Below are 24937 nucleotides of genomic sequence, written 5' to 3'. Positions count from 1 at the left end.
CTATCGAGGGCGCCCGGGCGCGAGCCGGCAAGCGAATCGCGGGCCCGGCTCATGCACGCGCCTCGTCGCGCGGCGGCAGCCAGGGCGCGACCTCGGCGGGCAGCGCGCGGCCGGCGGCGTGGGCGCGGCGCAGCACGCTCCAGTAATAGCGGTAGCTGGCGCGGTCGTGCAGCGTATCGTGGTGGCGCGTCGGGCCCCAGTCGGCGGCCTGCGCGGCCAGCAGGATCTCGGCGGCCAGGGCGATCTCGTCCTCGCGCGGCGCGAAGGCCGCCACGATCACCGGGATCTGGGCCGGGTGGATGCTCCACTGGCGCCTGTAGCCGAACTCGTCGCGGGCGCGCCGGGCATTGCCGGCCACCACGCTCATGTCGCGGATCTCGGTGCTGACGTTGTGGGAGGGCGTCTTGCCGTGGGCGTGGCTTGCGGCGGCGATGTCGAGCTTGGCGCGGCGCACCAGCGGGTGGTCGAACTGGCCGGGCGAGCGCATCGCGCTGTCGGGGATCGCGCCGTGGTGGGCCGAGACGAAGTCCATCAGCCCGAAGCTGAGCGTGGAGACGGCCGGCAGCGCGGCGATCCGGGCCACCTGCTCGAGCGCGCCGTGCGTCTCGATCAGCACGTCGGCCGGGATCGGCCGGTCGATGCCGAGCTCGCGGCGGGTGCCTTCGATGAAGGCGCAGGCCTCGGCGACATCGGCCGCGCTGGTGACTTTCGGAAGCGTAATGTAAGCCGGCGCGCGGGCCGCGCGCAGCACGATGCGCACGTCGTCGCGCCAATGCGGGTGGCTGAAGTCGTGGATGCGCACGCCGGCGCGGCCGAAGCGGTTGGCCGCATCGCCCAGCATGGCGGCCACCAGCTCGGCATGCTCGGCCTCGCGGCCGACCGCGGCGCCGTCCTCGCAGTCGAGCGTGAGGTCGAACACCGGGCCCAGCTCGGCCTGCAGCGCGAGCGACTTGCGCATCAGCTTTTCGCTGCCCGCGTAGTGATCGCAGCAGGGCAGGATCGCGGGCGGCGAGGCGCCGTCGTAGAGGACTTCGGCGGGGGAGAGCGCGGGCATCGTGGTTACGCGTGGGATCGCAAGCATCGAAAAGGCATCGGATTCGAGCGGGCTCTGCGGTGCCTGGAGCGTCGGCCGGGGCCGGCCTGGCGGGCAAAGCGCGCGCGGATCGAATGCGAATCGGCCGGCGCCCGGGGTCGAGCTCGCCTTGAGCTCGGCCGGGCGCCGGCCGGTGCGGGGCGGGCCACGCGCGAGGCGTGCCCGTCCCGGCGGGCATTACTTCAGCAAGTGGGCGACGCCGTCGCGCTCCTCGAGCAGCTCGGCCAGCGTGCCGTCCATCTTCTCGCGCGAGAAGGTGTCGATTTCCAGGCCTTCGACGCGCTTGTACTCGCCGTTCTCGCAGGTCACCGGCACGCCGTAGATGATGTCCTCGGGGATGCCGTAGGAGCCGTCCGACGGGATGCCCATCGTGACCCACTTGCCGTTGGTGCCGAGCACCCAGTCACGCACGTGGTCGATCGCCGCGTTGGCCGCCGAAGCCGCCGACGACAGGCCGCGCGCCTCGATGATGGCCGCGCCGCGCTTGCCGACGGTCGGAATGAAGGTGTCGCGGTTCCAGACGTCGTCGTTGATCAGCTTGAGCAGCGATTCGCCTTCGGCGCTGGCGAAGCGGAAGTCGGGGTACATCGTCGGCGAGTGGTTGCCCCACACGGCCAGCTTCTCGATCGAGGCGACCGGCTTGCCCGCCTTGGCGGCCAGTTGCGACAGCGCGCGGTTGTGGTCCAGGCGCAGCATCGCCGTGAAGTTCTTCTTCGGCAGGTCCGGGGCCGACTTCATGGCGATGTAGGCGTTCGTGTTGGCCGGGTTGCCGACCACCAGCACCTTGACGTCGCGGCTGGCGACTTCGTTGAGCGCGGCGCCCTGCACCGTGAAGATCTCGGCGTTGGCCGACAGCAGGTCCTTGCGCTCCATGCCCTTCGAACGCGGGCGGGCACCGACCAGCAGCGCCACGTCGGCATCCTTGAAGGCGACCTTCGGATCGTCGGTGATCACGACGCCGGCGAGCAGCGGGAACGCGCAGTCGTCGAGCTCCATCACGACGCCCTTGACGGCGGCTTGGGCTTGCGGGAGGTCGAGCAGTTGCAGGATGACCGGCTGATCCTTGCCGAGCAGGTCGCCGTTCGCGATGCGGAACAGCAGCGAGTATGCGATTTGACCTGCGGCGCCGGTAACGGCAACGCGCTTTGCGGGCTTAGCCATGAGAAATCTCCAGGACGATGGGCGTGGGACGCGAGCAAAAGCGCCATTTTATGCGCGTTATGCGTCGCATTGCATTGAAGCGGTGCGCAGGAGGCGCGTCCGGCTCGGGCCGGCGCCGGGCGATCGGCCTGGAAGCCAGGCTGGGCGCGGGTCGAGCGCGTTCCGGGGGCGCTTCCTTGCTCGCCCCGGAGTGTAGGAGCGAGCTATGGCAAAGTCAAACGGTATCTTATGTCTTATATAAGACAGAGTATTGCTGGAAAAATGTGGACGAAAAACTTGGCTTTGTGTTGAAATGCGCGCCATGACATCCAACCAGGCGAACGCGTCGAATCCGAACGCCCCCGGCCAGGCCTCGGCCGGCGGCGAGCCGACGCCTGCGCAGGCCCCGTCGCCGACCTTCAGCCCCTTGTACCAGCAGATCAAGGCATTGATCACCCAGGGGCTGGAATCGGGCGAGTGGAAGCCCGGCGAGATCATACCAAGCGAAGTGGAGCTCGCGGCGCGCTACAAGGTGAGCCAGGGCACGGTACGCAAGGCGATCGACGAGCTGGCGGCCGACAACCTGCTGGTGCGCCGGCAGGGCAAGGGCACCTTCGTGGCGACCCATAGCGAGGAGCGCGCGCAGTTCCGCTTCCTGCGCCTCTTGGCCGAGGACGGCGTCGAGCACCCGCACGTGAGCCGCCTGCTGGAGTGCCGCCGCACCCGGGCGCCGGCTGAGATCGCACGGCAGCTGGACCTGAAGCCGGCCGATCCGGTGGTGCAGGTGCGCCGGCTGCTGGAGTTCGACGGCGTGGCCACCGTGCTCGACGAGATCTGGCTGCCGGGCGCGATGTTCCGCGGCCTGAGCTTCGAGCGCCTGTCCGAGTACAAGGGGCCGCTCTACGCGATGTTCGAGTCGGAGTTCGGCACGCGCATGATCCGCGCCACCGAGAAGGTGCGCGCGGTGGCGGCGGAGCCGGCGGTGGCCGAACTGTTGTCGGTGTCCGAAGGATTTCCTTTGCTGTCGGTCGAACGCGTGTCCTATACCTATGGAGACCGTCCGGTCGAGGTGCGCCGCGGTTGGTATGTCACAACCGGGTATTACTATCAGAACGATCTGAGCTGATCGAATGATGGCGGGCCGTCGAAGAACGGCCGCAAGGCAGTGGGGAACGGGCTCGCGCCCACATGCGAAGCACGTTTTGGGCCGCCTTTTGTTCGCTGCGGTGTAACTGTCCTGAGCAGGTTTTCGCTGCAGCGCGACATAAAAAGGCGCTAAAATCGCGGATTAGTGTGACTACATAGTAGGGGTCTAGCATGACTGAAGCAGTAAGAAAACCGAGGCCGGAGTATCGGAACATCGGCATCGGAGACATAACTCGCCATTACCGCCTGCCGATCGCGGGGCAACTCTCGATCTTCCACCGGATCAGCGGCGCGCTGCTGTTCCTGTCGCTTCCGTTCCTGCTGTTCCTCTTCGACAAGAGCCTGACGTCCGAAATCAGCTTCGACGTCTTCAAGGCCTTCCTCTCCAACATCATCGTCAAGCTGGTCGTCCTCGTGCTGGCCTGGGCGTTCCTCCATCATTTCTGCGCCGGCATCCGCCACCTGCTGATGGACGTCAACCATGACGCCGTCACCAAGGAAAGCGGCAAGCGCACGGCCATCGTCGTGTTCGTCGTGTCGCTGGCGCTGACGCTGGTGTTCGCGCTCAAACTGTTCGGAGCATTCTAAGAAAATGGCAGGCAACAACCGAATCGGCTCGAAGCGCCTCGTGGTCGGCGCTCACTACGGCCTGCGCGACTGGCTCGCGCAACGCATCACCGGCGTCATCATGGCGGTCTACACCGTGATCCTGCTCGCCTGGTTCTTCGCGGCGCGCGATTTCTCCTACGACGGCTGGGCATCGATCTTCGCCACGCAATGGATGAAGCTCGCGACCTTCGTCACGCTGCTGGCGCTGTTCTATCACGCCTGGGTCGGCATTCGCGATATCTGGATGGATTACGTGAAGCCGGTCGGCGTGCGGCTGCTGCTGCAATCGCTGACGATCGTCTGGCTGCTCGCGTGCGCGGGCTACGCCGCGCAGATTCTCTGGAGAGTGTAAAAGAATGGCTGCAATCAATACTTCCCTGCCGCGTCGCAAGTTCGACGTGGTCATCGTCGGCGCGGGCGGCTCGGGGATGCGCGCCTCGCTGCAACTCGCGCGCGCGGGCCTGTCGGTCTGCGTGCTGTCGAAAGTGTTCCCGACGCGTTCGCACACGGTCGCCGCGCAAGGCGGGATCGGTGCCTCGCTGGGCAACATGAGCGAAGACAACTGGCACTACCACTTCTACGACACGATCAAGGGCTCCGACTGGCTCGGCGACCAGGACGCGATCGAGTTCATGTGCCGCGAAGCGCCGAATGCCGTCTACGAGCTCGAGCACTTCGGCATGCCGTTCGACCGTAACGCCGACGGCACGATCTACCAGCGCCCGTTCGGCGGCCACACCGCGAACTACGGCGAGAAGCCGGTGCAGCGCGCCTGCGCGGCCGCCGACCGTACCGGCCATGCGCTGCTGCACACGCTGTACCAGCAGAACGTCGCGGCCAAGACGCAATTCTTCGTCGAATGGATGGCGCTCGACCTGATCCGCGACGCGGACGGCGACGTGCTCGGCGTGACCGCCCTGGAAATGGAAACGGGCGACGTCTACATCCTCGAAGGCAAGACCACGCTGTTCGCCACCGGCGGCGCCGGCCGGATCTTCGCGGCCTCCACCAACGCCTTCATCAACACCGGCGACGGCCTCGGCATGGCGGCCCGTTCGGGCATCGCGCTGCAGGACATGGAGTTCTGGCAGTTCCACCCGACCGGCGTGGCCGGCGCGGGCGTGCTGATCACCGAAGGCGTGCGCGGCGAGGGCGGCATCCTGCGCAACTCGGACGGCGAGCGCTTCATGGAGCGCTACGCACCGACCCTGAAGGACCTGGCGCCGCGCGACTTCGTCTCGCGCTCGATGGACCAGGAAATCAAGGAAGGCCGCGGCGTGGGCCCGAACAAGGACCACGTGCTGCTCGACCTGTCGCACATCGGCGCCGAGACGATCATGAAGCGTCTGCCGTCGATCCGCGAGATCGCGCTGAAGTTCGCGAACGTCGACTGCATCAAGGAACCGATCCCGGTCGTGCCGACCATCCATTACCAGATGGGCGGCATCCCGACCAACATCCACGGCCAGGTGGTCGGTACCTCGAAGGGCCACGAAGACCCGATCAACGGCTTCTACGCCGTCGGCGAGTGCTCCTGCGTGTCGGTGCACGGCGCGAACCGCCTGGGCACCAACTCGCTGCTCGACCTGGTGGTGTTCGGCCGCGCGGCCGGCAACCACATCGTCGAACACGTCAAGAAGCAGCGCGAGCACAAGCCGCTGCCGAAGGACGCGGCCGATTTCGCGCTCTCGCGCCTGGCCAAGCTCGACAGCTCGAGCTCGGGCGAATACGCGCAGAGCGTCGCCAACGAGATCCGCGGCTCGATGCAGAAGCATGCCGGCGTGTTCCGTACCTCGGCGCTGCTGGCCGAAGGCGTGGAAGACATCAAGAAGGTGGCCGAGCGTGCCCAGCACATCCACCTGAAGGACAAGTCGAAGGTGTTCAACACCGCGCGCGTCGAAGCGCTCGAAGTGGCGAACCTGGTCGAAGTGGCGCGTGCCACGATGGTGTCGGCCGAGGCCCGCAAGGAAAGCCGCGGCGCGCATGCGCAGGACGACTTCCCGCATCGCGACGACGAAAACTGGATGCGTCATACGCTGTGGTTCAGCGAAGGCGACCGCCTCGACTACAAGCCGGTGCACATGCAGCCGCTGACGGTCGAATCCGTCCCGCCCAAGGCACGTACGTTCTAAGCCGAATCCGGAGAATCTGACCATGGCAAAACGCATTTTCGAACTCTATCGTTACGATCCGGACAAGGACGCGGCGCCGCGCATGCAGACGTACGAACTCGAGCTCACGCATGAACGCATGCTGCTCGACGCGCTCGTCAAGCTCAAGGAAGTGGACGAAACCCTGTCGTTCCGTCGCTCCTGCCGCGAAGGCGTGTGCGGCTCGGACGCGATGAACATCAACGGCAAGAACGGCCTGGCGTGCCTGACGAACCTGAACGAGCTGCCGCAGAAGATCGTGCTGCGCCCGCTGCCGGGCCTGCCGGTGGTGCGCGACCTGATCGTCGACATGACGCACTTCTTCAACCAGTACCACTCGATCAAGCCGTTCCTGATCAACGACACGCCGCCGCCCGAGAAGGAGCGCCTGCAGTCGCCGGAAGAGCGCGAAGAGCTCGACGGCGTCTACGAGTGCATCCTGTGCGCCAGCTGCTCGACCTCGTGCCCGAGCTTCTGGTGGAACCCGGACAAGTTCGTCGGCCCGGCCGGCCTGCTGCAGGCCTACCGCTTCATCGCCGACAGCCGCGACGAAGCCACCGCCGAACGCCTCGACAACCTTGAGGATCCGTACCGTCTGTTCCGTTGCCATACGATCATGAACTGCGTCGACGTCTGCCCGAAGGGCCTGAACCCGACCAAGGCGATCGGCAAGATCAAGGAATTGATGGTTCGCCGCGCGGTCTGAGCTGATTCGACATGACTGAACAGTCGCACCAGTCCGACCCGCACCGCCGCGCGCGCCTTCGCTGGCGCGCGCGGCGCGGTCTGCTGGAGAACGATCTCATCATCGAGCGTTTCTTCAGCCGATACGAGCATGACCTCACCGATGCCGACGTGGGTGCATTGACCCGCCTGCTCGAACTATCCGACAACGACCTGATGGACTTGCTGCTCGCGCGCAAGGAACCGGAAGGCGACCTTGCCGGCCCGGATGTTTCCCGGCTGCTGGAGATGCTGCGCAGCGTGTGAGAGCGCCGCGCCCGTTATCGAATCCCGTTTCCATTTTCGATTGAGGATGTGCCATGACCCCGTCTGATGTTAAAGCCACGCTATCGTTCAGCGACAATTCGCCGAGCGTCGAAATGCCGATCTACAAGGGCACGATGGGCCCGGACGTGATCGACATCCGCAAGCTGTACGGCCAGACCGGCAAGTTCACCTACGACCCGGGCTTCATGTCCACGGCGTCGTGCAATTCGGCCATCACGTACATTGACGGGGACAAGGGCGAGCTGCTGTACCGCGGTTACCCGATCGACAATCTCGCGCAGAACGCCGACTTCCTCGAGACCTGCTACCTGCTGCTCAAGGGCGAGCTGCCGAACGTCGCGCAGAAGAAGGAATTCGTCGAGACCGTCACGAAGCACACGATGGTCCACGAGCAGATGCACTTCTTCTTCCGCGGCTTCCGTCGCGACGCGCACCCGATGGCGATCCTGGTGGCCGCGGTGGGCGCGCTGTCGGCGTTCTACCACGACTCGCTCGACATCAACGATCCGCGTCACCGCGAAGTCTCGGCGATCCGCATGATCGCCAAGCTGCCGACGCTGGTCGCGATGGCCTACAAGTACAGCATCGGCCAGCCCTTCGTCTATCCGAAGAACGAACTCTCGTACAGCGCGAACTTCATGCACATGATGTTCTCGAACCCGTGCGAGGAGTACAAGGTCAACGACGTGCTGGTTCGCGCGCTCGACCGCATCCTGATCCTGCACGCCGACCACGAGCAGAACGCCTCGACCTCGACGGTCCGCCTGGCGGGTTCCTCGGGCGCCAACCCGTTCGCGTGTATCGCGGCCGGTATCGCCTGTCTGTGGGGCCCGGCGCACGGCGGCGCGAACGAAGCCGCGCTGAACATGCTCGAGCAGATCGGCTCGCCCGACAACATCTCCGAGTTCATCAAGCAGGTGAAGGACAAGAACTCGGGCGTGAAGCTGATGGGCTTCGGCCACCGCGTCTACAAGAACTACGACCCGCGCGCCAAGCTGATGCGCGAGACCTGCTACGAAGTGCTGAACGAACTGGGCCTGCACGACGACCCGCTGTTCAAGCTCGCCATGCAGCTCGAGAAGATCGCGCTGGAAGACGAATACTTCGTGTCGCGCAAGCTGTACCCGAACGTCGACTTCTACTCGGGCATCGTCCAGCGCGCGCTGGGCATCCCGACCTCGATGTTCACCTGCATCTTCGCGATGGCGCGTACCGTCGGCTGGATCGGCCAGTGGAACGAAATGATCGGCGATCCGGAGCAGAAGATCGGCCGTCCGCGTCAGCTCTTCATCGGCTCCACGCCGCGTGAAGCGACCGCGATCGACAAGCGTGCCTGAGCGGCGCCTGTCGGCAGCCTAGCCTGACGACCCGAAACACCCCGGCGGCCTCGGCCCCGGGGTGTTTTGTTTTGGGCGTGCCCTGGGTGCCTCGCATGCCGTGTATCGCCGGCTCGACGCAGGCGGCGGGGCGGCGTGGCATCATCGGAACATTCCGTCGTCGGGAGCCGTCGATGCTGTCTCATGTCTGTATCGGTGTGGAGGATGTCGAGCGCGCCTACGCGTTTTACGCGCCGCTGATGGAGGCGCTGGGCCTGCGGCTGAAATTCCGCAACCCGCCCGAGATGGCGGGGTGGATGCCGGCCGAGGCGGCGCGGCCGCTGTTGCTGGTCTGCCGCCCGTTCGACGGCGGCGCGCCGGCGCCCGGCAACGGCCAGATGCAGGCCCTGCTGGCGCGCGATCGCGCCACCGTCGAGCGTTGCCACGCGCTCGCGCTGGCCGGCGGCGGCAGTTGCGAAGGGCCCCCCGGCTTGCGGCCCCATTACCATCGAGATTATTACGGCGCGTATTTTCGCGATCCCGACGGCAACAAGCTCTGCGTGGTCTGCCACGAGCCGGAATGAATGCCGACGCGGCCTGTCACAAAGCGCGTACAAAACTCGACAGGCGGCGCGGCCGATCCGTCTACACTGCGGGCATTCACCAGAACGATCAAATTCAGGGGGCGCCGGTGCGTATCCAATCCCTATTGGCGAGCCTGCTCGCCGCCGCGACGCTGTCCGGCTCGATCGGCGCGAGCGCGGGCGTCGCCGAACAGAACATCCGCGACGCCGCGAACGGCACGCTGACCAAGTCGGTCCCGCCCGAGCCGACCTGCCGGGCCGATGTCACCCGGCCGCCGCCGTATCCCATGCTGCGCGGCGAGGGCGGCGGCGGGCTGCTGGGTGCCGGCATCGGCCTCGCCTCGCTGGCCGTGCTCGCGGCCAGCGCGTCCATGCTGTCGCCGCCGCGGCACGGCGATATCTTCCGGCCGGCCTGCGAATCGAACCGGATCGCGAAATCGTCCTCGGATACCTATCCGTTCGCGACGCCCTCGTCGGCGCCGATGTCGACCGAATAACCCGCTCATATCGGCCTTGAAGCGATTCCGGCGGGCCGGGGCCGGGCATGCTAAGCTCGAACGCACTCGGGCTTAGCCCGGTCATGCCGTGCCGAAGGGGCGGCAAGGGCCCGTTTCCGCCTTCCCGCATCCAGCCGCTTCCCATGAAAGACCGCGTCGAATACACCCGCAGCCGCGATGTCCCCGGACTCGTGCTCGGCGACGCGCGTTTCAGCGAATTCCGCTTCGATCGCCATTACCACCTCGATTTCCACGTCGGCGTGGTGACCGAGGGCGTCCAGCGCCAGCAGTTCGGCGGCAAGACGGTGTTGCTCGGCCCCGGCAGCGTCTCGCTGATGCCGCCCGGCGAGGTGCATGACGGCACGCGCGTGGGCGACGGCGCCTACACGCTGAAGACCTTTCGCCTGCCGCCCGAGCTGATGGCGGGGCTGGCCGAGGAGTTGTCGGGCAGCACGCGGGAGCCGGCGCTGCAGGGCGCCTCGCTCGAGGATCTGGGGCTGGCGCAGCGGCTCAACGCGATTCACGCTGCGCTGCGCGGCGAATACCGCGATGCCCCGCTGGGGGTGCAGTCGGCCTGGCTGGTCGCGCTCGAGCGCCTGTTCGCGCAATCGCGCGCCTGGGCGCCGCGGCAGGTCGCGGGGGCCTTGTCGGAGCTGCAATGGCAGCGGGTGCGCGACTACTGCGAGGCGCATCTGGCCGACAAGATCACGCTGGACGAACTGGCCGCGCTCTGCGAGCTCGATCGCTTCGTATTCCTCAAGCTGTTCAAGCGCAGCGCCTCGATGACGCCGCATGCCTGGCTGGTGCGGCTGCGCCTGGAGCGCGCCTGCCTGATGCTGCACCGGGGCACGCAGTCGATCGCCGAGGTCGCGCAGGCCGTCGGTTTCTACGACCAGAGCCATTTCAACCGCGCCTTCCGGCGCGCCTTCGGCTGCGCGCCGTCGCGCTACTGAATCTATCCAGGCAAGCGCCAGGAGCCCCGAGCGGGACCGGGGCGCGCGCTCGCGCGCTGTCTCAGTGGTGGGCCGCGATGCGCGCGATGTCCAGCAGGCGGTCGACCTCTGCCTCGGTGGTGGCGAACGAGGTGACGAAGCGCACCACGCCCGGTTCCCAGCGATCGTGATAGAAGCGCACGCCGGCCGCCAGCAGGCCGACGATCACCGGCTGCGGGAGCCGGCAGAACAGGATGTTGGCCTCGGCGGCACCCGTCATCGAGACGCCCGGCACGCCGGCCAGCCCGGCCGCGAGACGCTGCGCCATGGCATTGGCGTGACGCGCGTTGCGCAGCCAGAGATCGTCGGCCAGATAGGCGTCGAGCGGCGCCGACAGGAAGCGCATCTTCGAGGCGAGCTGCCCGGCACGCTTGCGGCGGAAGGCCAGTTCCCCGGCGCGGCGCGGGTCGAACAGCACCACCGCCTCCGAGCCCGGCACGCCGTTCTTGGTCGCGCCGAACGACAGCACGTCGACGCCGGCGCGCCAGGTCATCTGGGCCGGCGAGCAGCCCAGCGATACCAGCGCATTGGCGAAGCGCGCGCCGTCCATGTGCAGTGGCAGATTGGCCTCGCGGCAGATCTCGCCGATCGTGCCGATCTCGTCGAGCGTGTAGACGCTGCCGACTTCGGTGGCCTGCGTGATGCTGACGGCCGAGGGCTGGGTGGTATGGACGTCGCCGAGCTTGGCGCGGGCGGCCGCGCGCAGCCGGGCCGGGTCCAGCTTGGCCGCGGGGCCGTCCACCGTGATCAGCTTGGCGCCGTCGGCGTAGAAGGCCGGCGCGCCGCATTCGTCGTTGTTGATGTGGCTGCCCGGGTGGCACAGCACGCTGCCCCAGGGCGGCGTCAGCGCGGCCAGCGCGAGCGAGTTGGCGGCCGTGCCGGTGGAGACGATGAACACCGCCACCTCGTGCTCGAACAGCTCGGCGAGCCTTTGCTCGACGCGCGCGGTCCAGGGATCGGCGCCATAGGGCGCCGCGTGGCCGGCTGCGCAGGCGACCAGGGCATCGAGCACGGCGGGCGCCGCGCCGGCGGTGTTGTCGCTGCTGAAGTTCAGGGTCGGTTGGTCCGGCGTCGGGGCGTGTTCCATGAGGCGTGATCCTGGCGAGTCGTCTGAGGAAAGGAGTGGTTCAGGCATCAGGCTACGCGCGCGGCGTCGGGCGCGGATTGTAAAAAATTGAATGGCCCGAACCCCTTGAGCGGCGCGGCTGTCGACCGCATAGTCGGAACCTCGATATCCCCGCACGAGGAAACACCATGACGATCCGCCGCTATTTCGACAGCGATGCGCTGACGCTGAGCACCGAGGTGCTCGCCTGCGAGCCCGACGAGGAGGCCGGGCGCTTTCGCGTGACGCTGGCCGAGACGCTGTTCCATCCGCAAGGCGGCGGCCAGCCGTCGGATACGGGCCGGATCGGCGAGGCGCGGGTGCTGCGCGTGGCCGCCGACGGCGAGGCCGTCGTGCACCTGGTCGATCGCGCCGTGGCGCCGGGCGAGGTCGAGATCGAGGTCGACGCCGGGCCGCGCGCGCTGCATGCGCGCCTGCATTCGGCCGGGCACCTGATCGCCTACGTGGGCGCGGCCGTCGGCTGGCGCGCCGTGAAGGGACATCATTGGCCCGGCGAGGCGCGCGTGGTGTTCGAGCGCGACAGCGCCGACGCCGAGCTGGCCGCGATCGAGGCGCAGGCGCTCGCGAACGGCGTCAACGCGATGATCGCGGCCGGCTTGCCGCGCGTGCTGGCCGAGCGGGAAGGGCGGCGCGTGATCGCCTATGGCGAACACGATTTCAGTCCCTGCGGCGGCACGCACGTGGCCGGCACGGGCGAGATCGGCGCGGTGCGGATCACCAAGGTCAAGGAGAAGAAGGGGCAGGTGAGCGTGCAGTACGAGGTGGCCTGATTCGGTGCGGGGTGCCCGTTAGCGCCCCCATTTGCCGGGTAGCACTTATCCAGGTATCGAAACTACCATTCAACCCACTGTTTTTATTGGGTTTTTTCTCATCCTGGTAGTGCCGGGCGGCAATCTTGGTGGCATAATCGACCGAACCCAGAAGGAACCGTCGTCACCACGAACCCCGCATACCATGGCACAGACTCTCTACGACAAATTGTGGAATTCGCACGTCGTCCACACCGAGGAGGACGGCACCGCATTGCTCTACATCGACCGTCACCTGCTGCACGAGGTGACGAGCCCGCAGGCGTTCGAAGGGCTGAAGATGGGCGAGCGTCCGGTCTGGCGCATCAGCGCCAACCTCGCGGTGTCGGACCATAACGTTCCCACCACCGATCGCACCCACGGCATCGCCGATCCGGTCTCGAAGCTGCAGGTCGACACGCTCGACGCGAACTGCGACAGCTTCGGCATCACCCAGTTCAAGATGAACGACGTGCGCCAGGGCATCGTGCACATCGTCGGCCCGGAGCAGGGCGCGACGCTGCCGGGCATGACCATCGTCTGCGGCGATTCGCATACCTCCACGCACGGCGCGTTCGGCGCGCTGGCGCACGGCATCGGCACCTCGGAAGTCGAACACGTGCTGGCCACCCAGACGCTCCTGCAGAAGAAGAGCAAGAACCTGCTGATCAAGGTCGAGGGGCAACTGCCGCGCGGCTGCACCGCCAAGGACATCGTGCTGGCCATCATCGGCAAGATCGGCACGGCCGGCGGCACCGGCTACGCGATGGAATTCGGCGGCTCGATGATCCGCTCGCTGTCGATGGAAGGCCGCATGACGGTCTGCAACATGGCGATCGAGGCAGGCGCGCGCGCCGGCATGGTCGCGGTGGACGATACCACCATCGACTACCTCAAGGGCCGCCCGTTCTCGCCGACCGGCGCCGAGTGGGACCAGGCCGTGCAGTACTGGCGCGGCTTCCGCTCCGACGAGGGCGCGCAGTTCGACCGCGTGGTCGAGCTGAGCGCGGCCGACATCGTCCCGCAGGTGACCTGGGGCACCTCGCCGGAAATGGTCACGGCGGTCGACAGCCGCGTGCCCGATCCCGAGCGCGAGAAGGACCCGGTCAAGCGCGACGCGATGGAGCGCGCGCTGAGCTACATGGCGCTCGAGCCGAACATGCCTATCGAATCGATCAAGGTCGACAAGATCTTCATCGGCTCCTGCACCAATGCGCGCATCGAGGACATCCGCGCGGCCGCCTACGTGGTGAAGAAGCTGAATCGCCGCGTCGCCGCCAACGTGCGCCTGGCGATGGTGGTGCCGGGCTCGGGCCTGGTGAAGGCGCAGGCCGAGCGCGAAGGGCTCGACAAGGTGTTCAAGGATGCCGGCTTCGAATGGCGCGAGCCGGGCTGCTCGATGTGCCTGGCGATGAACGCCGACCGCCTCGAGCCGGGCGAGCGCTGCGCGTCCACCTCGAACCGCAATTTCGAGGGTCGTCAGGGCGCGGGCGGCCGTACCCACCTGGTCAGCCCGGCGATGGCGGCAGCCGCCGCCATCGAGGGCCATTTCGTCGATATTCGCCGGCTGGGATAAGCATGCGCAGCAACCGCAACCTCATCGTCGGCCGCCTGGCGGCGGCGCTCGCCCTGGCGGGCATGGTATTCGGGCTGACCGCCTGCCACACGGTGGCCGGTGTCGGCGAGGACATCAACGCCGCGGGCCGCGCGATCACGCGCGCCGCGAACTGATCGCCGCCTGACGGACCAAGCGAAGGACAGTCGAGCGCCGGCCCCGGGGCCGGCGTCCAATCTGGAAACGGATCATGGAAAAATTCACAGTGCATACCGGCGTCGTGGCGCCGCTCGATCGCGAAAACGTCGACACCGACGCGATCATCCCGAAGCAGTTCCTCAAGTCGATCAAGCGCACCGGCTTCGGCCCGAACGCCTTCGACGAATGGCGCTACCTCGACCGCGGCGAGCCGGGCCAGGACAATGCCAAGCGTCCGCTCAATCCCGACTTCGTGCTGAACCAGCCGCGCTACCAGGGCGCCTCGGTGCTGCTGGCGCGCAAGAACTTCGGCTGCGGCAGCTCGCGCGAGCACGCGCCCTGGGCGCTGCAGCAGTACGGCTTCCGCGCCATCATCGCGCCGAGCTTCGCCGACATCTTCTTCAACAACTGCTACAAGAACGGGCTGCTGCCGATCGTGCTGACCGAGCAGCAGGTCGACCACCTGTTCAACGACACCTACGCGTTCAACGGCTACCAGTTGACCATCGACCTGGAGGCGCAGGTGGTGCGCACCGGCGACGGCCGCGAATATCCGTTCGAGGTGTCGGGCTTCCGCAAGTATTGCCTGCTGAACGGCTTCGACGACATCGGCCTGACCCTGCGCCACGCCGACAAGATCCGCCAGTTCGAGGCCGAGCGCCTGGCCAAGCAGCCCTGGCTGAACAACCGTCTGATCGGCTGAAGGCGCGCGCGGCGCGCGGGTTCCGAACTCACAACTCTTTCAGGAAAATCGCATGAAGATTGCAGTGCTGCCGGGCGACGGCATCGGCCAGGAGATCGTCACCGAAGCGGTGAAGGTGCTGAACGCCCTCGACGAGCAATTCGAACTCGAACAGGCGCCGGTCGGCGGCGCCGGCTACGAGGCCGCCGGCCACCCGCTGCCCGAGGCCACGCTGAAGCTGGCCAAGGAAGCCGACGCGATCCTGTTCGGCGCCGTGGGCGACTGGAAGTACGACTCGCTGGAGCGCGCGCTGCGTCCGGAGCAGGCGATCCTCGGGCTGCGCAAGCATCTCGAGCTGTTCGCCAACTTCCGCCCGGCGATCTGCTACGAGCAACTGGTGGACGCTTCGCCGCTGAAGCCGGCGCTGATCTCGGGCCTCGACATCCTGATCGTGCGCGAGCTGAACGGCGACATCTACTTCGGCCAGCCGCGCGGCACGCGCGAGGCGCCGGACGGCCCGTTCGCCGGCGCGCGCGAGGGTTTCGACACGATGCGCTATTCGGAGCCCGAAGTGCGCCGCATCGCCCACGTCGCGTTCCAGGCCGCGCAGAAGCGCAACCGCAAGCTGCTGTCGGTGGACAAGGCCAACGTGCTCGAGACCTCGCAGTTCTGGCGCGACATCATGATCGACGTGTCGAAGGAATACGCCGAGGTCGAGCTCTCGCACATGTACGTCGACAACGCCGCGATGCAACTGGCCAAGGCGCCCAAGCAGTTCGACGTGATCGTCACCGGCAACATGTTCGGCGACATCCTCTCGGACGAAGCCGCGATGCTGACCGGCTCGATCGGCATGCTGCCCTCGGCCTCGCTCGACAAGAACAACAAGGGCCTGTACGAGCCCTCGCACGGCTCGGCGCCGGACATCGCCGGCAAGGGCGTCGCCAATCCGCTGGCGACCATCCTGTCGGTCGCGATGCTGCTGCGCTACTCGCTGAATCGCGGCGAGCAGGCCGAGCGTATCGAGCGCGCGGTGCAGAAGGTGCTGGAGCAGGGCTACCGGACCGGCGACATCGCCACGCCGGGCTGCAAGCAGGTCGGCACGGTGCAGATGGGCGACGCGGTGGTCGCCGCGCTGTAAGCACGAGAGGGCGGCCCGCCGCGTGAAGCGACGGCGCGGCGGCCGTTCCGGTTCGCGATGCGACGCGCGGCGAACCCTTGTTCCGGTGCGTATTCCCTCGACCTGTCCCGGAAACAGCGTACCCGCGCGACATCGCGCACGATAGCAACGACGGGCCGTTGTACGGCCCACCAGGTTTGTGTAGACTCTTTCGCATGGCGCAAAATCGTTCGATCTCCCCGGTCTCCAAGCTGCACGGCATCACGGCCCGTGCGCTGACGCGCGCCATCGTCTCCACGAAAATCATCACCACGAAAACGATCACGAAAAGCTGATCGTCATCCGTCGTGCCCGCCTGATTTCCCCGCGCGGTTACACGGGGGACGGAAAAGGCGGGGAAGCTCTCAAGCAAAGGGTTAGTCATGAACGTAGGTCTCGTAGGTTGGCGCGGCATGGTCGGCAGCGTCCTGATGCAGCGCATGCAGGAAGAAGGCGATTTCGATCTGATCGAGCCGGTGTTTTTCAGCACCAGCAACGCGGGCGGCAAGGCACCGGCCTTCGCGAAAAACGAGTCCACGCTCAAGGACGCCTCGAGCATCGACGATCTCAAGAAGTGCGACGTGATCATCACCTGCCAGGGCGGCGACTACACCAACGAGGTGTTCCCCAAGCTGCGCTCGGCCGGCTGGAACGGCTACTGGATCGACGCGGCCTCGTCGCTGCGCATGAAGGATGACGCGGTCATCATCCTCGACCCGGTCAACCTCGACGTGATCAAGGACGCGCTGGTCAAGGGCACCCGCAACTTCGTCGGCGGCAACTGCACGGTCAGCCTGATGCTGATGGCGCTGGGCGGCCTGTACCGCGAGAACCTGGTCGACTGGATGACGGCCATGACCTACCAGGCCGCATCGGGCGCCGGCGCGCAGAACATGCGCGAGCTGCTGTCGCAGATGGGCACGCTGCACGGCGCGGTGGCCGAGCAACTGGCCGATCCGGCCTCGGCGATCCTCGACATCGACCGCCGCGTGCTGGCCGCGATGAACGGCGAGGCGATGCCGACCAGCCAGTTCGGCGTGCCGCTGGCCGGCTCCCTGATCCCCTGGATCGACAAGGATCTCGGCAACGGCATGTCGAAGGAAGAGTGGAAGGGCGGCGCCGAGACCAACAAGATCCTCGGCAAGCCTGCCATGGGCGAGCCGGGCTCGATCCCGGTCGACGGCCTGTGCGTGCGGATCGGCGCGATGCGCTGCCATTCGCAGGCGCTCACCATCAAGCTGAAGAAGGACGTGCCGCTCGACGAGGTCAACGCGATCCTCGCCTCGGCCAACGACTGGGTGAAGGTGGTGCCGAACGAGCGCGAGGCCTCGATGCGCGAGTTGTCGCCGGCCGTCGTCACGGGCACCCTGACGGTGCCGGTCGGCCGCCTGCGCAAGCTGGCGATGGGCGGCGAATACCTGTCGGCCTTCACGGTCGGCGACCAGCTGCTGTGGGGCGCGGCCGAGCCGCTGCGCCGCATGCTGCGCATCCTGCTCGACAAGTAAGCCGAAGCGTTCCGCGTCCGGCAAGGACGGCGGCGACGGCGTTCGCGGTGCCCGGTGTTCCGCCGGGGCGGCGGACGCCGTTTCGTTTTTGTGCCCGTCGCGCGGCGGTCGCGTCCGGTCCGGATCCGCGGCCGGCGCCACAAATTCGACGAAATGGCCGGCGGGTAAAGTAAACTACGCGGTTACGACGCAATCGGCGTCGCGCACGCGTGGCACCCTGCGCCCCCGCGACGTCCAGAATCCTGTCCTCCTTCCAACGCGAACCAGGGCCGCGCGCTGCCGCGGCGAATGTGCCGATGACGCTGCGATTTTTCCCCGGTATTTCCCCTCTTGCCCGAGCACGCGCCGCGCTGTCGCCGCGAGCGTTCGCGCTTCGTGCGATCGCGGGCGCGGTGTTCGCGCTGATGTCCGCTTCGGCCGTGCCGCTCGCGCAGGCCGCGCCGTCCGATGCCGCGGCGAATGCACCGCAGTCGATCACGGTCCAGCCGGGTCAATCGCTCAACGATATCGCGGTGGCGGCCACCCAGTCGCGCGATCCGGGCGTGCTGGCGCGAGCCGGCCGCGCGCTGTTCGCCGCGAATCCGCAGGCCTTCATGAAGCACGACCCGAGCCGGCTGAAGGTGGGCGCGACGCTGACGGTGCCGCCGCTCGACGCGAGCGGGTCGGCCGTGGCGTCGCCGGTTGCCACATCGACTGTTTCGGGGGCTTCAGGGGCTTCGGTGCCGGCCGGGGCCGCGCCTGCGCATGCAGGCAGTGCCGCGACGGCCGTTGCCGGCGTAGCGGCGCCGCATGCGGGCAGCTCTGCTGCGCCGGGCGCGTCGTCGGCGGGAAGTGTTTCGGGAGCGCGTCCCAATCCTGCTGCCGCCGCACCGGCTGCCGGTGGTTCGATGCCGCATCCGGCGACGGCGGCAACAGCGGCTACTGGCGCGGCCCCGGTCGCCGGCGCTTCGTCGGCTTCGGGCGCATCGCATGTCGACGCGTCGTTGCCCGCGCATCCGGCCGGCGTCTCGTCGGCGGCGGCAACGGGCGTGTCGGCGGCCGCGTCGGTGGCACCGACTTCGGCGGCGCTCGCCCAGGGCGGCTCCGCGGCGACGGCTGCACCGGCAACACAGCCGGGCGCCGCCCAGCATGTCAATGGCGGCAACCCCGGCGATCCGGCCAGCGCGCATTCCTGGAGCGGTTCGATCCAGACCGCGCCGCCGGTTGGATCGAGCGCCGCGGAGGCCGCGCTGCTGGCCCCCGGCAGCGCGGCCTCCGCGGCGCCCCGCGCGGCCTCGGCACCGCTGGCGAACGCACCGCAGGCGCGTCCGTCCAGCCTGCAGCAATTGCTGGCGCTGAAGAACCGCGTGCTGATGGAATTGCAGTTGCACGGCATCGGCAAACCCGCGCCCGACAGCGCGGCCCCCACGGCGAAGCCGGCGGCGGCGCCGTCGAAGGCGGCGCCAGCAAGCGTGGCATCGGCGGCGAGCGGGGCGGAGCCGGCTTCCAGCGCCTCGGCGTCGTCCGTGCCGGCCTCGGCGCCGCCCGTTGCAGCAGCGCCCGCCAAGCCGGCCGCCGCGCAACCCGGTGCCCCGGCGGCGCCGTTCGACCGGACCGCGGTGATCGCGGTCGGTGTCGCGGCGGCGGCGCTGATCCTCGGTTTCGCATTCCGGCGCCGCAAACGCGCCGAGCCCGATGACGAAGCCGTGCCGGCCGCGGCGAAGTCCGAACCGCCGGCGGGCAAGGTCGCGGACGAGGCGGCCGTCACGCCGCGGCCGTCGGCGCGCGGCGCCGATGCCGACTCCGTGGCAGGAGCGGGCGTGCTTGCCGCCGAGGCGGCGGCGCAACGCACGCCGGCCGAACCGGAAGCCCCGGCCCCGCTCGATCATCGCGATCATAAAATCACGCCGCCGACCATCCCGCCGACGGCGGTTTCCGACGAAACACCGGCCGCCGCGACCGTCCCTGACGAGACGGTCACGCCGGCCGAACCCGCGGCACCCGCGGCCGACCTGGCCGCCCATACCAACACGCCCGACGCGGTCGAGCCGCCGCCGGGCCAGTCCGACCACGGGAACGTGCCGGCGCCGCTCGAGGCAGCGCCGCCGGCCGTTCCCGCCGAACCTTCGAGCTTGACCGAATTGAATGAACTGACTCATCCCGTCTCGTCCGGCGTGCCCGTGCACGAATTCCCGGCCGATGCGGTGTCCGCGCTCGACAGCCTCGACATGCCGCTGCCGCCGCGCAGCGGCCTGCCCGACGCGGACCTCGATTTTGCATCGCATGACGCAACTAACGGTCTACCCGACCCGCGCCTGCCGACTGCGGGCCTCGAGCCGTCCGAATCCACTCATCCACATGAAACCGGCGAGCAGAAGGGGGACCTTCATGGCTCGTCGGCGACACATGCGGGGACGGATCCCGCCGACGACGAATTGCCGCTCGACGACGAAGCCGGCCCATCGATCCCCGAAAACCGTCCCGCCCCGGGCTTCGCGTCTTTCGGCGCCGCGCAGTTCGGCGCGCTGAATCTCGATTTCGACCTCGACCTGCCGGCCGGCCCGGGCGCGCCGCTACCGCCGCCGACCGAGGCCGCGCTGGACCAGATCGCGCGCAACAAGCTGGAACTGGCCGGGGAATATGTCGAGCTCGGCGACCTGCACGGCGCGCGCCTGCTGCTGGGCGAGGTGATCGACGCGAACCGCGCCGACACGCGCGAGGCCGCGCGTGCCATGCTCGCGAAACTGGCCGACGCCTCGTGATGCGCATCGCCCTCGGTATCCAGTACGACGGCGCGGCGTTCTGCGGCTGGCAATCGCAGCCGCACGGCAAGACCGTGCAGGACGAGCTGGAACGCGCGCTCAAGGCGTTCGCGCTGGTGCCCCTGCAGACGGTGGTGGCCGGCCGCACCGACACGGGCGTGCATGGCCTGGGGCAGGTGGTCCATTTCGACACCGACCTCGATCGCAGCGACTTCTCCTGGGTGCGCGGTACCAACGCCTTCCTGCCCTCGACGGTGGCCGTGCAGTGGGCCAAGCCGATGCCGGACAGCTTCCACGCGCGCTTCGCCGCGTTCGAGCGCACCTATTACTACGCGCTCTACGTGCATCCGGTGCGCTCGCCGATGCTCGCCTCGCGCGCCGGCTGGGTCCACACGCCGCTCGATATCGAGGCGATGCGCGAGGCCGCGCGGCACCTGATCGGCGAGCACGACTTCTCCTCGTTCCGCTCCTCGGAATGCCAGTCGAAGACGCCGGTCAAGCACCTGCACCAGATCGATATCCGCGCCTCGGGCAGCTTCATCCACTTCCGGTTCCGCGCCAACGCCTTCCTGCACCACATGGTGCGCAACCTGATGGGCTGCCTGATCGCGGTGGGACGCGGCCGCTATCCGGCCGACTGGATGGCCGAGGTGCTGGCCGCGCGCAACCGCGAGCGCGCCGCGCCGACCTTCGCGCCCGACGGCCTGTACCTGGCGCATGTCGGCTATCCTGAGGAATTCGCGGTGCCGCCCGCGCAACTCGGCAGCGTGCCGTGGAGCACGGTGTGGGCCGACCTCGACGGCCCGGCGCCCGGCGCGAACCCGCAGCCCTGAGCGCCTCGACCGATCCCGAACCCGAGCCGCGCGCTCGCGAGCCGGTCCGGCTTCGCGGCGCGCGCGCCAGCAGGAACGCCTGACGATGACCGATACGACCCTTTCCGCCGGCGGCCCCGCCGCCACGCCGCAAGCCCGCACCCGCATCAAGCTGTGCGGGCTGTCCCGTGCCGACGATGTCGATCATGCCGTGGCGCTTGGCGCCGACGCGGTGGGCTTCGTGTTCTACCCGAAGAGCCCGCGCGCGGTGAGCATCGAGCAGGCCGCCGAACTCGTGCGGCGCGTGCCGCCTTTCGTCTCGGCGGTTGGGCTGTTCGTGAACGCCGCGCTCGAGGACCTGGCACGCGTGCTCGACGCGGTGCCGCTCACCACGCTGCAGTTCCACGGCGACGAGACGCCGGAGCAGTGCCTGGCGCTCGCGCGCGAGGCCCGGCTGCCCTGGATGCGCGCCCTGCGCGTGGGGGCCTCGACGCAGCGCGCCGATTTGGTAGAATCGGCACTTCACTATTCGACAGCCAGCGGCTTGTTGTTCGACACCCATGTGCCGGACTACGGCGGCAGCGGCAAGGTCTTCGATTGGTCACTTATTCCCGCAGAGCTCGTGCATCGGGCCGTTTTGAGTGGTGGCTTGAGCGCTCGAAACGTCGGTGATGCGATACGCCAGATCCGCCCGTACGCGGTCGATGTCTCCAGTGGCATCGAGGTACCGGGCGAGAAGGGCGTGAAGGATCACGCCCGGATGGCGGCGTTCGTGAGCGCGGTGCGCGCGGCGGACGCCCAGTGAGCACAAGGCCGGCGCGGCATGCGCCGGGCCTGCCAGTCGAGAGACACATTCATGTACGACCTTCCTGATGATCGCGGCCACTTCGGCCCGTACGGCGGCGTGTTCGTCGCCGAAACCCTGATCCACGCGCTCGACGAGCTGCGCGAGGCCTACGACCGCTTTCGCGACGATCCCGAGTTCGTCGCCGAGTACAACCGCGAGCTCAAGCACTTCGTCGGCCGTCCCTCGCCGATCTACCACGCGCAGCGCTGGAGCGAACTGCTCGGCGGCGCGCAGTTGTACCTGAAGCGCGAGGACCTGAACCACACCGGCGCGCACAAGATCAACAACGTGATCGGCCAGGCGCTGCTGGCGCGCCGGATGGGCAAGAAGCGCGTGATCGCCGAGACCGGCGCGGGCCAGCACGGCGTGGCCACCGCCACCATCTGCGCGCGCTTCGGCATGGAGTGCATCGTCTACATGGGTTCCGAGGACGTGCGCCGCCAGGCCGCCAACGTCTATCGCATGAAGCTGCTCGGCGCGACCGTGGTGCCGGTCGAATCGGGCTCGCGCACGCTCAAGGACGCGCTCAACGAGGCGATGCGCGACTGGGTCACCAACATCGAGACCACCTTCTACATCATCGGCACGGTGGCTGGCCCGCATCCGTATCCGATGCTGGTGCGCGACTTCCAGCGCGTGATCGGCGACGAGTGCAAGGTGCAGATGCCCGAGATGGCGGGGCGCCAGCCCGACGCGGTGATCGCCTGCGTGGGCGGCGGCTCGAACGCGATGGGGATCTTCTACCCGTACATCGACGATACGAACGTCCAGCTGATCGGCGTCGAGGCGGCCGGCGACGGGCTCGACACGGGCCGCCACGCGGCCTCGCTGACGGGCGGCAGCCCCGGCGTGCTGCACGGCAACCGCACCTACCTGCTGCAGGACGACGACGGGCAGATCATCGAGACGCATTCGGTATCGGCCGGCCTCGACTATCCCGGCGTCGGCCCCGAGCACGCCTGGCTCAAGGACAGCGGCCGCGCGCAATACGTGCCGATCACCGACGAGGAAGCGCTGAAGGCCTTCCACGACTGCTGCCGGATCGAGGGCATCATCCCGGCGCTCGAGTCGAGCCACGCGATCGCCTACGGCGCCAAGCTCGCCGCCACCCTGCCGAAGGACCGCATCCTGCTGGTCAATCTGTCGGGCCGCGGCGACAAGGACATGCATACCGTCGCGGAACGCGGCGGCATCGTGCTCTGACGCCCGGATGCGCGACCTGATCGAGGAGCCGGCCGGCGGCGCGGCGAGCGAGGGCGAGGCGGCCGAGGCCGCCGCCGCATCCGTGCGTCCCGAACCCGCGTTGCCGGGCGGCATCGAGCTGCGTCACCGCGATTTCCTGACCGATGCGGCGAGCCTGCCGGATGCGTCGATCGACCTGATCGTCGCCGATCCGCCCTATGGGCTCGGCAAGGACTACGGCAACGACTCCGACAAGCTGCAGGGCGACGCCCACCTGGCGTGGACCCGGCAGTGGCTCGAGCTGGCGATCCCGAAGTTGAAGCCGAGCGGCTCGCTCTATGTGTTCTGCACCTGGCAGTACGCGCCGGAGATCTTCAGCTTCCTGAAGACGCGCCTGACGATGATCAACGAGATCATCTGGGACCGCCGCGTGCCGAGCATGGGCGGCACCACGCGCCGCTTCACCTCGGTGCACGACAACATCGGTTTTTTCGCGGTATCGAAAGGCTATTACTTCGATCTCGATCCGGTCCGCATCCCCTACGACGCCGAAACGAAGAAGGCGCGTTCGCGCAAGCTGTTCGAAGGCAGCAAGTGGCTCGAGATGGGCTACAACCCGAAGGACGTCTGGTCGGTCTCGCGCCTGCATCGGCAGCACGCGGAGCGAGTCGACCACCCGACCCAGAAACCGCTCGAGCTGATCGAGCGGATGGTGCTGTCGAGCTGCCCGCCGGGCGGCGTGGTGCTGGACCCGTTCATGGGCAGCGGCACCACCGCCGTGGCCAGCGCGCGACACGGACGCCGCTTCATCGGCTACGAGATCAACGAGAGTTATTGCGCGATCGCGCGCGAGCGCGTCACCGCGCTCGCCGCGCCGGCCGATGCCTGAGCCCGAACGGGCCGCTCGCCGTCGATCGCGACCGAATCCAGGAAACGACATCATGTCCCGTATCCAGAACACCTTTGCAGCACTCGCCGCCCAGGGCCGTAAGGGCCTGATTCCCTTCCTCACGGCGGGCGATCCGGACCCGGCGAAAACCGTCGAATTCATGCACGCGCTGGCCGAAGGCGGCGCCGACGTGATCGAGCTCGGCGTGCCGTTCTCCGATCCGATGGCCGACGGCCCGGTGATCCAGCGTTCGTCCGAGCGCGCGCTGGCGCGCGGCGTGACGCTGCGGCACGTGCTGGACGACGTCAAGCGCTTCCGCGAGCGCGACGACCGTACCCCGGTGGTGCTGATGGGTTATGCCAACCCGATCGAGCGCATGGGCGCCGAGGCCTTCGCCGAGGCGGCCGCCGCGGCCGGCGTCGACGGCGTGCTGGTGGTCGACTACCCGCCCGAGGAAGCGGCCGGTTTCGCCGCCACGATGCGCGCCGCCGGCATCGACCCCATTTTCCTGCTGGCGCCCACCTCGACCGAGGAACGGATGGCCGAAGTGGGGCGGATCGCCAGCGGTTATGTCTATTACGTGTCGCTGAAAGGGGTGACGGGCGCCGGAAATCTGGATGTTTCCAGCATTGCGGGTAAAATCCCGGCCATCAAGTCGCGCGTGCCGGTTCCGGTCGGCGTCGGCTTCGGGATCCGCGACGCCGCCACGGCGCGCGCGGTGGCCGAAGTTTCCGACGCGGTCGTGATCGGCAGCCGCCTCGTGCAACTGCTCGAGGAAGCGGCGCCGGAAGCGGCGGTGGGCGTGCTCAAGGCCTTCATCGCCGAGATCCGCGCCGCGCTCGACGGCGAGGCCAAGGCGGCCTGAGCCGCCGCGCGACGTCACGCGACATACCGAGAAACACCGAATGCGGGCCG

Annotated in this window: 25 protein-coding genes and 1 pseudogene; 22 read left to right on the top strand and 4 right to left on the bottom strand. The window is 68.1% G+C overall.

The window, feature by feature from the left end; all coding sequences use genetic code 11:
• Nucleotides 1-49 precede the first annotated feature (49 nt).
• Together FB600_RS02185 and FB600_RS02180 are read right to left on the bottom strand one after the other, a co-directional pair.
• Entirely contained in the window at nucleotides 50-1054 is a 1005-nt protein-coding gene (locus FB600_RS02185) for an HpcH/HpaI aldolase/citrate lyase family protein (protein ID WP_145756167.1), read from the bottom strand.
• Between the two features lie 216 nt (nucleotides 1055-1270).
• Nucleotides 1271-2254, bottom strand: a complete 984-nt coding sequence (locus FB600_RS02180) for a malate dehydrogenase (RefSeq protein WP_145756166.1) — start codon at nucleotides 2252-2254, stop codon at nucleotides 1271-1273.
• A gap of 301 nt (nucleotides 2255-2555) precedes the next feature.
• Here FB600_RS02180 and FB600_RS02175 point away from each other — a divergent pair, with 301 nt between their 5' ends.
• The 10 genes from FB600_RS02175 (at nucleotide 2556) to FB600_RS02130 (ending at nucleotide 10499) form a co-directional block, all read left to right on the top strand.
• On the top strand, nucleotides 2556-3359 hold the full coding sequence (locus tag FB600_RS02175) for a GntR family transcriptional regulator (RefSeq protein ID WP_025098911.1): 804 nt from the start codon (nucleotides 2556-2558) through the stop codon (nucleotides 3357-3359).
• Nucleotides 3360-3550: 191 nt separating this feature from the next.
• On the top strand, nucleotides 3551-3967 hold the full coding sequence (gene sdhC / locus FB600_RS02170; RefSeq protein WP_013690595.1) for a succinate dehydrogenase, cytochrome b556 subunit: 417 nt from the start codon (nucleotides 3551-3553) through the stop codon (nucleotides 3965-3967).
• 4 nt (nucleotides 3968-3971) lie between these two features.
• Nucleotides 3972-4340, top strand: a complete 369-nt coding sequence (gene sdhD, locus FB600_RS02165) for a succinate dehydrogenase, hydrophobic membrane anchor protein (protein WP_013690594.1) — start codon at nucleotides 3972-3974, stop codon at nucleotides 4338-4340.
• 4 nt (nucleotides 4341-4344) lie between these two features.
• Nucleotides 4345-6120, top strand: a complete 1776-nt coding sequence (gene sdhA, locus FB600_RS02160; protein ID WP_013690593.1) for a succinate dehydrogenase flavoprotein subunit — start codon at nucleotides 4345-4347, stop codon at nucleotides 6118-6120.
• Between the two features lie 22 nt (nucleotides 6121-6142).
• Complete coding sequence (locus FB600_RS02155; protein WP_013690592.1) at nucleotides 6143-6844, top strand: succinate dehydrogenase iron-sulfur subunit; 702 nt, start codon at nucleotides 6143-6145, stop codon at nucleotides 6842-6844.
• A gap of 11 nt (nucleotides 6845-6855) precedes the next feature.
• Nucleotides 6856-7128, top strand: coding sequence for a succinate dehydrogenase assembly factor 2 (locus FB600_RS02150; RefSeq protein ID WP_096751354.1), 273 nt, complete (start codon nucleotides 6856-6858; stop codon nucleotides 7126-7128).
• A gap of 53 nt (nucleotides 7129-7181) precedes the next feature.
• Nucleotides 7182-8486: a citrate synthase gene (gene gltA, locus FB600_RS02145; RefSeq protein ID WP_096751353.1), complete on the top strand. Its 1305-nt coding sequence runs from the start codon at nucleotides 7182-7184 to the stop codon at nucleotides 8484-8486.
• A 173-nt stretch (nucleotides 8487-8659) separates the two neighbouring features.
• A complete protein-coding gene (locus FB600_RS02140; RefSeq protein WP_036037900.1) occupies nucleotides 8660-9049 on the top strand; it encodes a VOC family protein in 390 nt (129 codons plus the stop codon).
• Nucleotides 9046-9546 (top strand): hypothetical protein, encoded by a 501-nt coding sequence (locus FB600_RS02135; protein ID WP_124076679.1) that lies wholly within the window; start codon nucleotides 9046-9048, stop codon nucleotides 9544-9546. The genes FB600_RS02140 and FB600_RS02135 overlap by 4 nt, the downstream gene beginning before the upstream one ends.
• A 143-nt stretch (nucleotides 9547-9689) precedes the next feature.
• Nucleotides 9690-10499 carry an AraC family transcriptional regulator gene (locus tag FB600_RS02130; RefSeq protein ID WP_017919652.1) on the top strand — a complete coding sequence of 270 codons (810 nt, stop codon included), beginning with the start codon at nucleotides 9690-9692 and terminating at the stop codon, nucleotides 10497-10499.
• Between the two features lie 61 nt (nucleotides 10500-10560).
• Here the strand turns inward: FB600_RS02130 and FB600_RS02125 are convergent, their stop codons facing one another.
• Entirely contained in the window at nucleotides 10561-11625 is a 1065-nt protein-coding gene (locus FB600_RS02125) for a threonine aldolase family protein (RefSeq protein WP_145756165.1), read from the bottom strand.
• Between the two features lie 167 nt (nucleotides 11626-11792).
• Between FB600_RS02125 and FB600_RS02120 the strand changes: the two genes are divergently transcribed.
• The 5 genes from FB600_RS02120 to leuB all read left to right on the top strand — a co-directional run bounded on the left by FB600_RS02120 (nucleotide 11793) and on the right by leuB (nucleotide 16028).
• A complete protein-coding gene (locus FB600_RS02120; protein ID WP_096751351.1) occupies nucleotides 11793-12434 on the top strand; it encodes an alanyl-tRNA editing protein in 642 nt (213 codons plus the stop codon).
• Nucleotides 12435-12618: 184 nt separating this feature from the next.
• Nucleotides 12619-14028 carry a 3-isopropylmalate dehydratase large subunit gene (gene leuC, locus FB600_RS02115; protein ID WP_047838338.1) on the top strand — a complete coding sequence of 470 codons (1410 nt, stop codon included), beginning with the start codon at nucleotides 12619-12621 and terminating at the stop codon, nucleotides 14026-14028.
• Nucleotides 14029-14030: 2 nt separating this feature from the next.
• Complete coding sequence (locus FB600_RS02110; protein WP_096751350.1) at nucleotides 14031-14183, top strand: entericidin A/B family lipoprotein; 153 nt, start codon at nucleotides 14031-14033, stop codon at nucleotides 14181-14183.
• Between the two features lie 74 nt (nucleotides 14184-14257).
• Entirely contained in the window at nucleotides 14258-14908 is a 651-nt protein-coding gene (gene leuD / locus FB600_RS02105; protein WP_013690584.1) for a 3-isopropylmalate dehydratase small subunit, read from the top strand.
• 52 nt (nucleotides 14909-14960) lie between these two features.
• Nucleotides 14961-16028 (top strand): 3-isopropylmalate dehydrogenase, encoded by a 1068-nt coding sequence (gene leuB, locus FB600_RS02100; RefSeq protein WP_013690583.1) that lies wholly within the window; start codon nucleotides 14961-14963, stop codon nucleotides 16026-16028.
• A gap of 244 nt (nucleotides 16029-16272) precedes the next feature.
• Here leuB and FB600_RS38115 read toward each other — a convergent pair.
• A pseudogene (locus tag FB600_RS38115) lies at nucleotides 16273-16431 on the bottom strand (3-isopropylmalate dehydrogenase); the annotation flags it as partial.
• On the opposite strand from FB600_RS38115, the gene asd reads away from it, so the two are divergent.
• The 7 genes from asd (at nucleotide 16430) to trpA (ending at nucleotide 24887) form a co-directional block, all read left to right on the top strand.
• Nucleotides 16430-17551, top strand: a complete 1122-nt coding sequence (gene asd / locus FB600_RS02090; RefSeq protein WP_047838341.1) for an aspartate-semialdehyde dehydrogenase — start codon at nucleotides 16430-16432, stop codon at nucleotides 17549-17551. The pseudogene FB600_RS38115 and the gene asd overlap by 2 nt on opposite strands.
• A 296-nt stretch (nucleotides 17552-17847) precedes the next feature.
• The gene (locus FB600_RS02085; protein WP_145756164.1) at nucleotides 17848-20292 is read left to right on the top strand and encodes a FimV/HubP family polar landmark protein; all 2445 of its coding nucleotides are present in this window, start codon (nucleotides 17848-17850) and stop codon (nucleotides 20290-20292) included.
• Nucleotides 20292-21125: a tRNA pseudouridine(38-40) synthase TruA gene (truA, locus tag FB600_RS02080; protein ID WP_096751349.1), complete on the top strand. Its 834-nt coding sequence runs from the start codon at nucleotides 20292-20294 to the stop codon at nucleotides 21123-21125. The genes FB600_RS02085 and truA overlap by 1 nt, the downstream gene beginning before the upstream one ends.
• A gap of 85 nt (nucleotides 21126-21210) precedes the next feature.
• The gene (locus FB600_RS02075) at nucleotides 21211-21909 is read left to right on the top strand and encodes a phosphoribosylanthranilate isomerase (protein WP_145756163.1); all 699 of its coding nucleotides are present in this window, start codon (nucleotides 21211-21213) and stop codon (nucleotides 21907-21909) included.
• 51 nt (nucleotides 21910-21960) lie between these two features.
• On the top strand, nucleotides 21961-23154 hold the full coding sequence (gene trpB, locus FB600_RS02070) for a tryptophan synthase subunit beta (RefSeq protein WP_013690578.1): 1194 nt from the start codon (nucleotides 21961-21963) through the stop codon (nucleotides 23152-23154).
• A 7-nt stretch (nucleotides 23155-23161) separates the two neighbouring features.
• Complete coding sequence (locus FB600_RS02065; protein ID WP_098152687.1) at nucleotides 23162-24022, top strand: DNA-methyltransferase; 861 nt, start codon at nucleotides 23162-23164, stop codon at nucleotides 24020-24022.
• Nucleotides 24023-24074: 52 nt separating this feature from the next.
• Nucleotides 24075-24887, top strand: coding sequence for a tryptophan synthase subunit alpha (gene trpA / locus FB600_RS02060; RefSeq protein WP_105821109.1), 813 nt, complete (start codon nucleotides 24075-24077; stop codon nucleotides 24885-24887).
• Nucleotides 24888-24937: the final 50 nt, after the last annotated feature.

Origin of the sequence: Burkholderia sp. SJZ089 (genome assembly GCF_007828315.1) — a bacterium.
Lineage (GTDB): Bacteria > Pseudomonadota > Gammaproteobacteria > Burkholderiales > Burkholderiaceae > Burkholderia > Burkholderia gladioli.
Note: the sequence above shows the minus strand (reverse complement) of the source record. Positions and strands in the feature narration are given on the sequence as shown.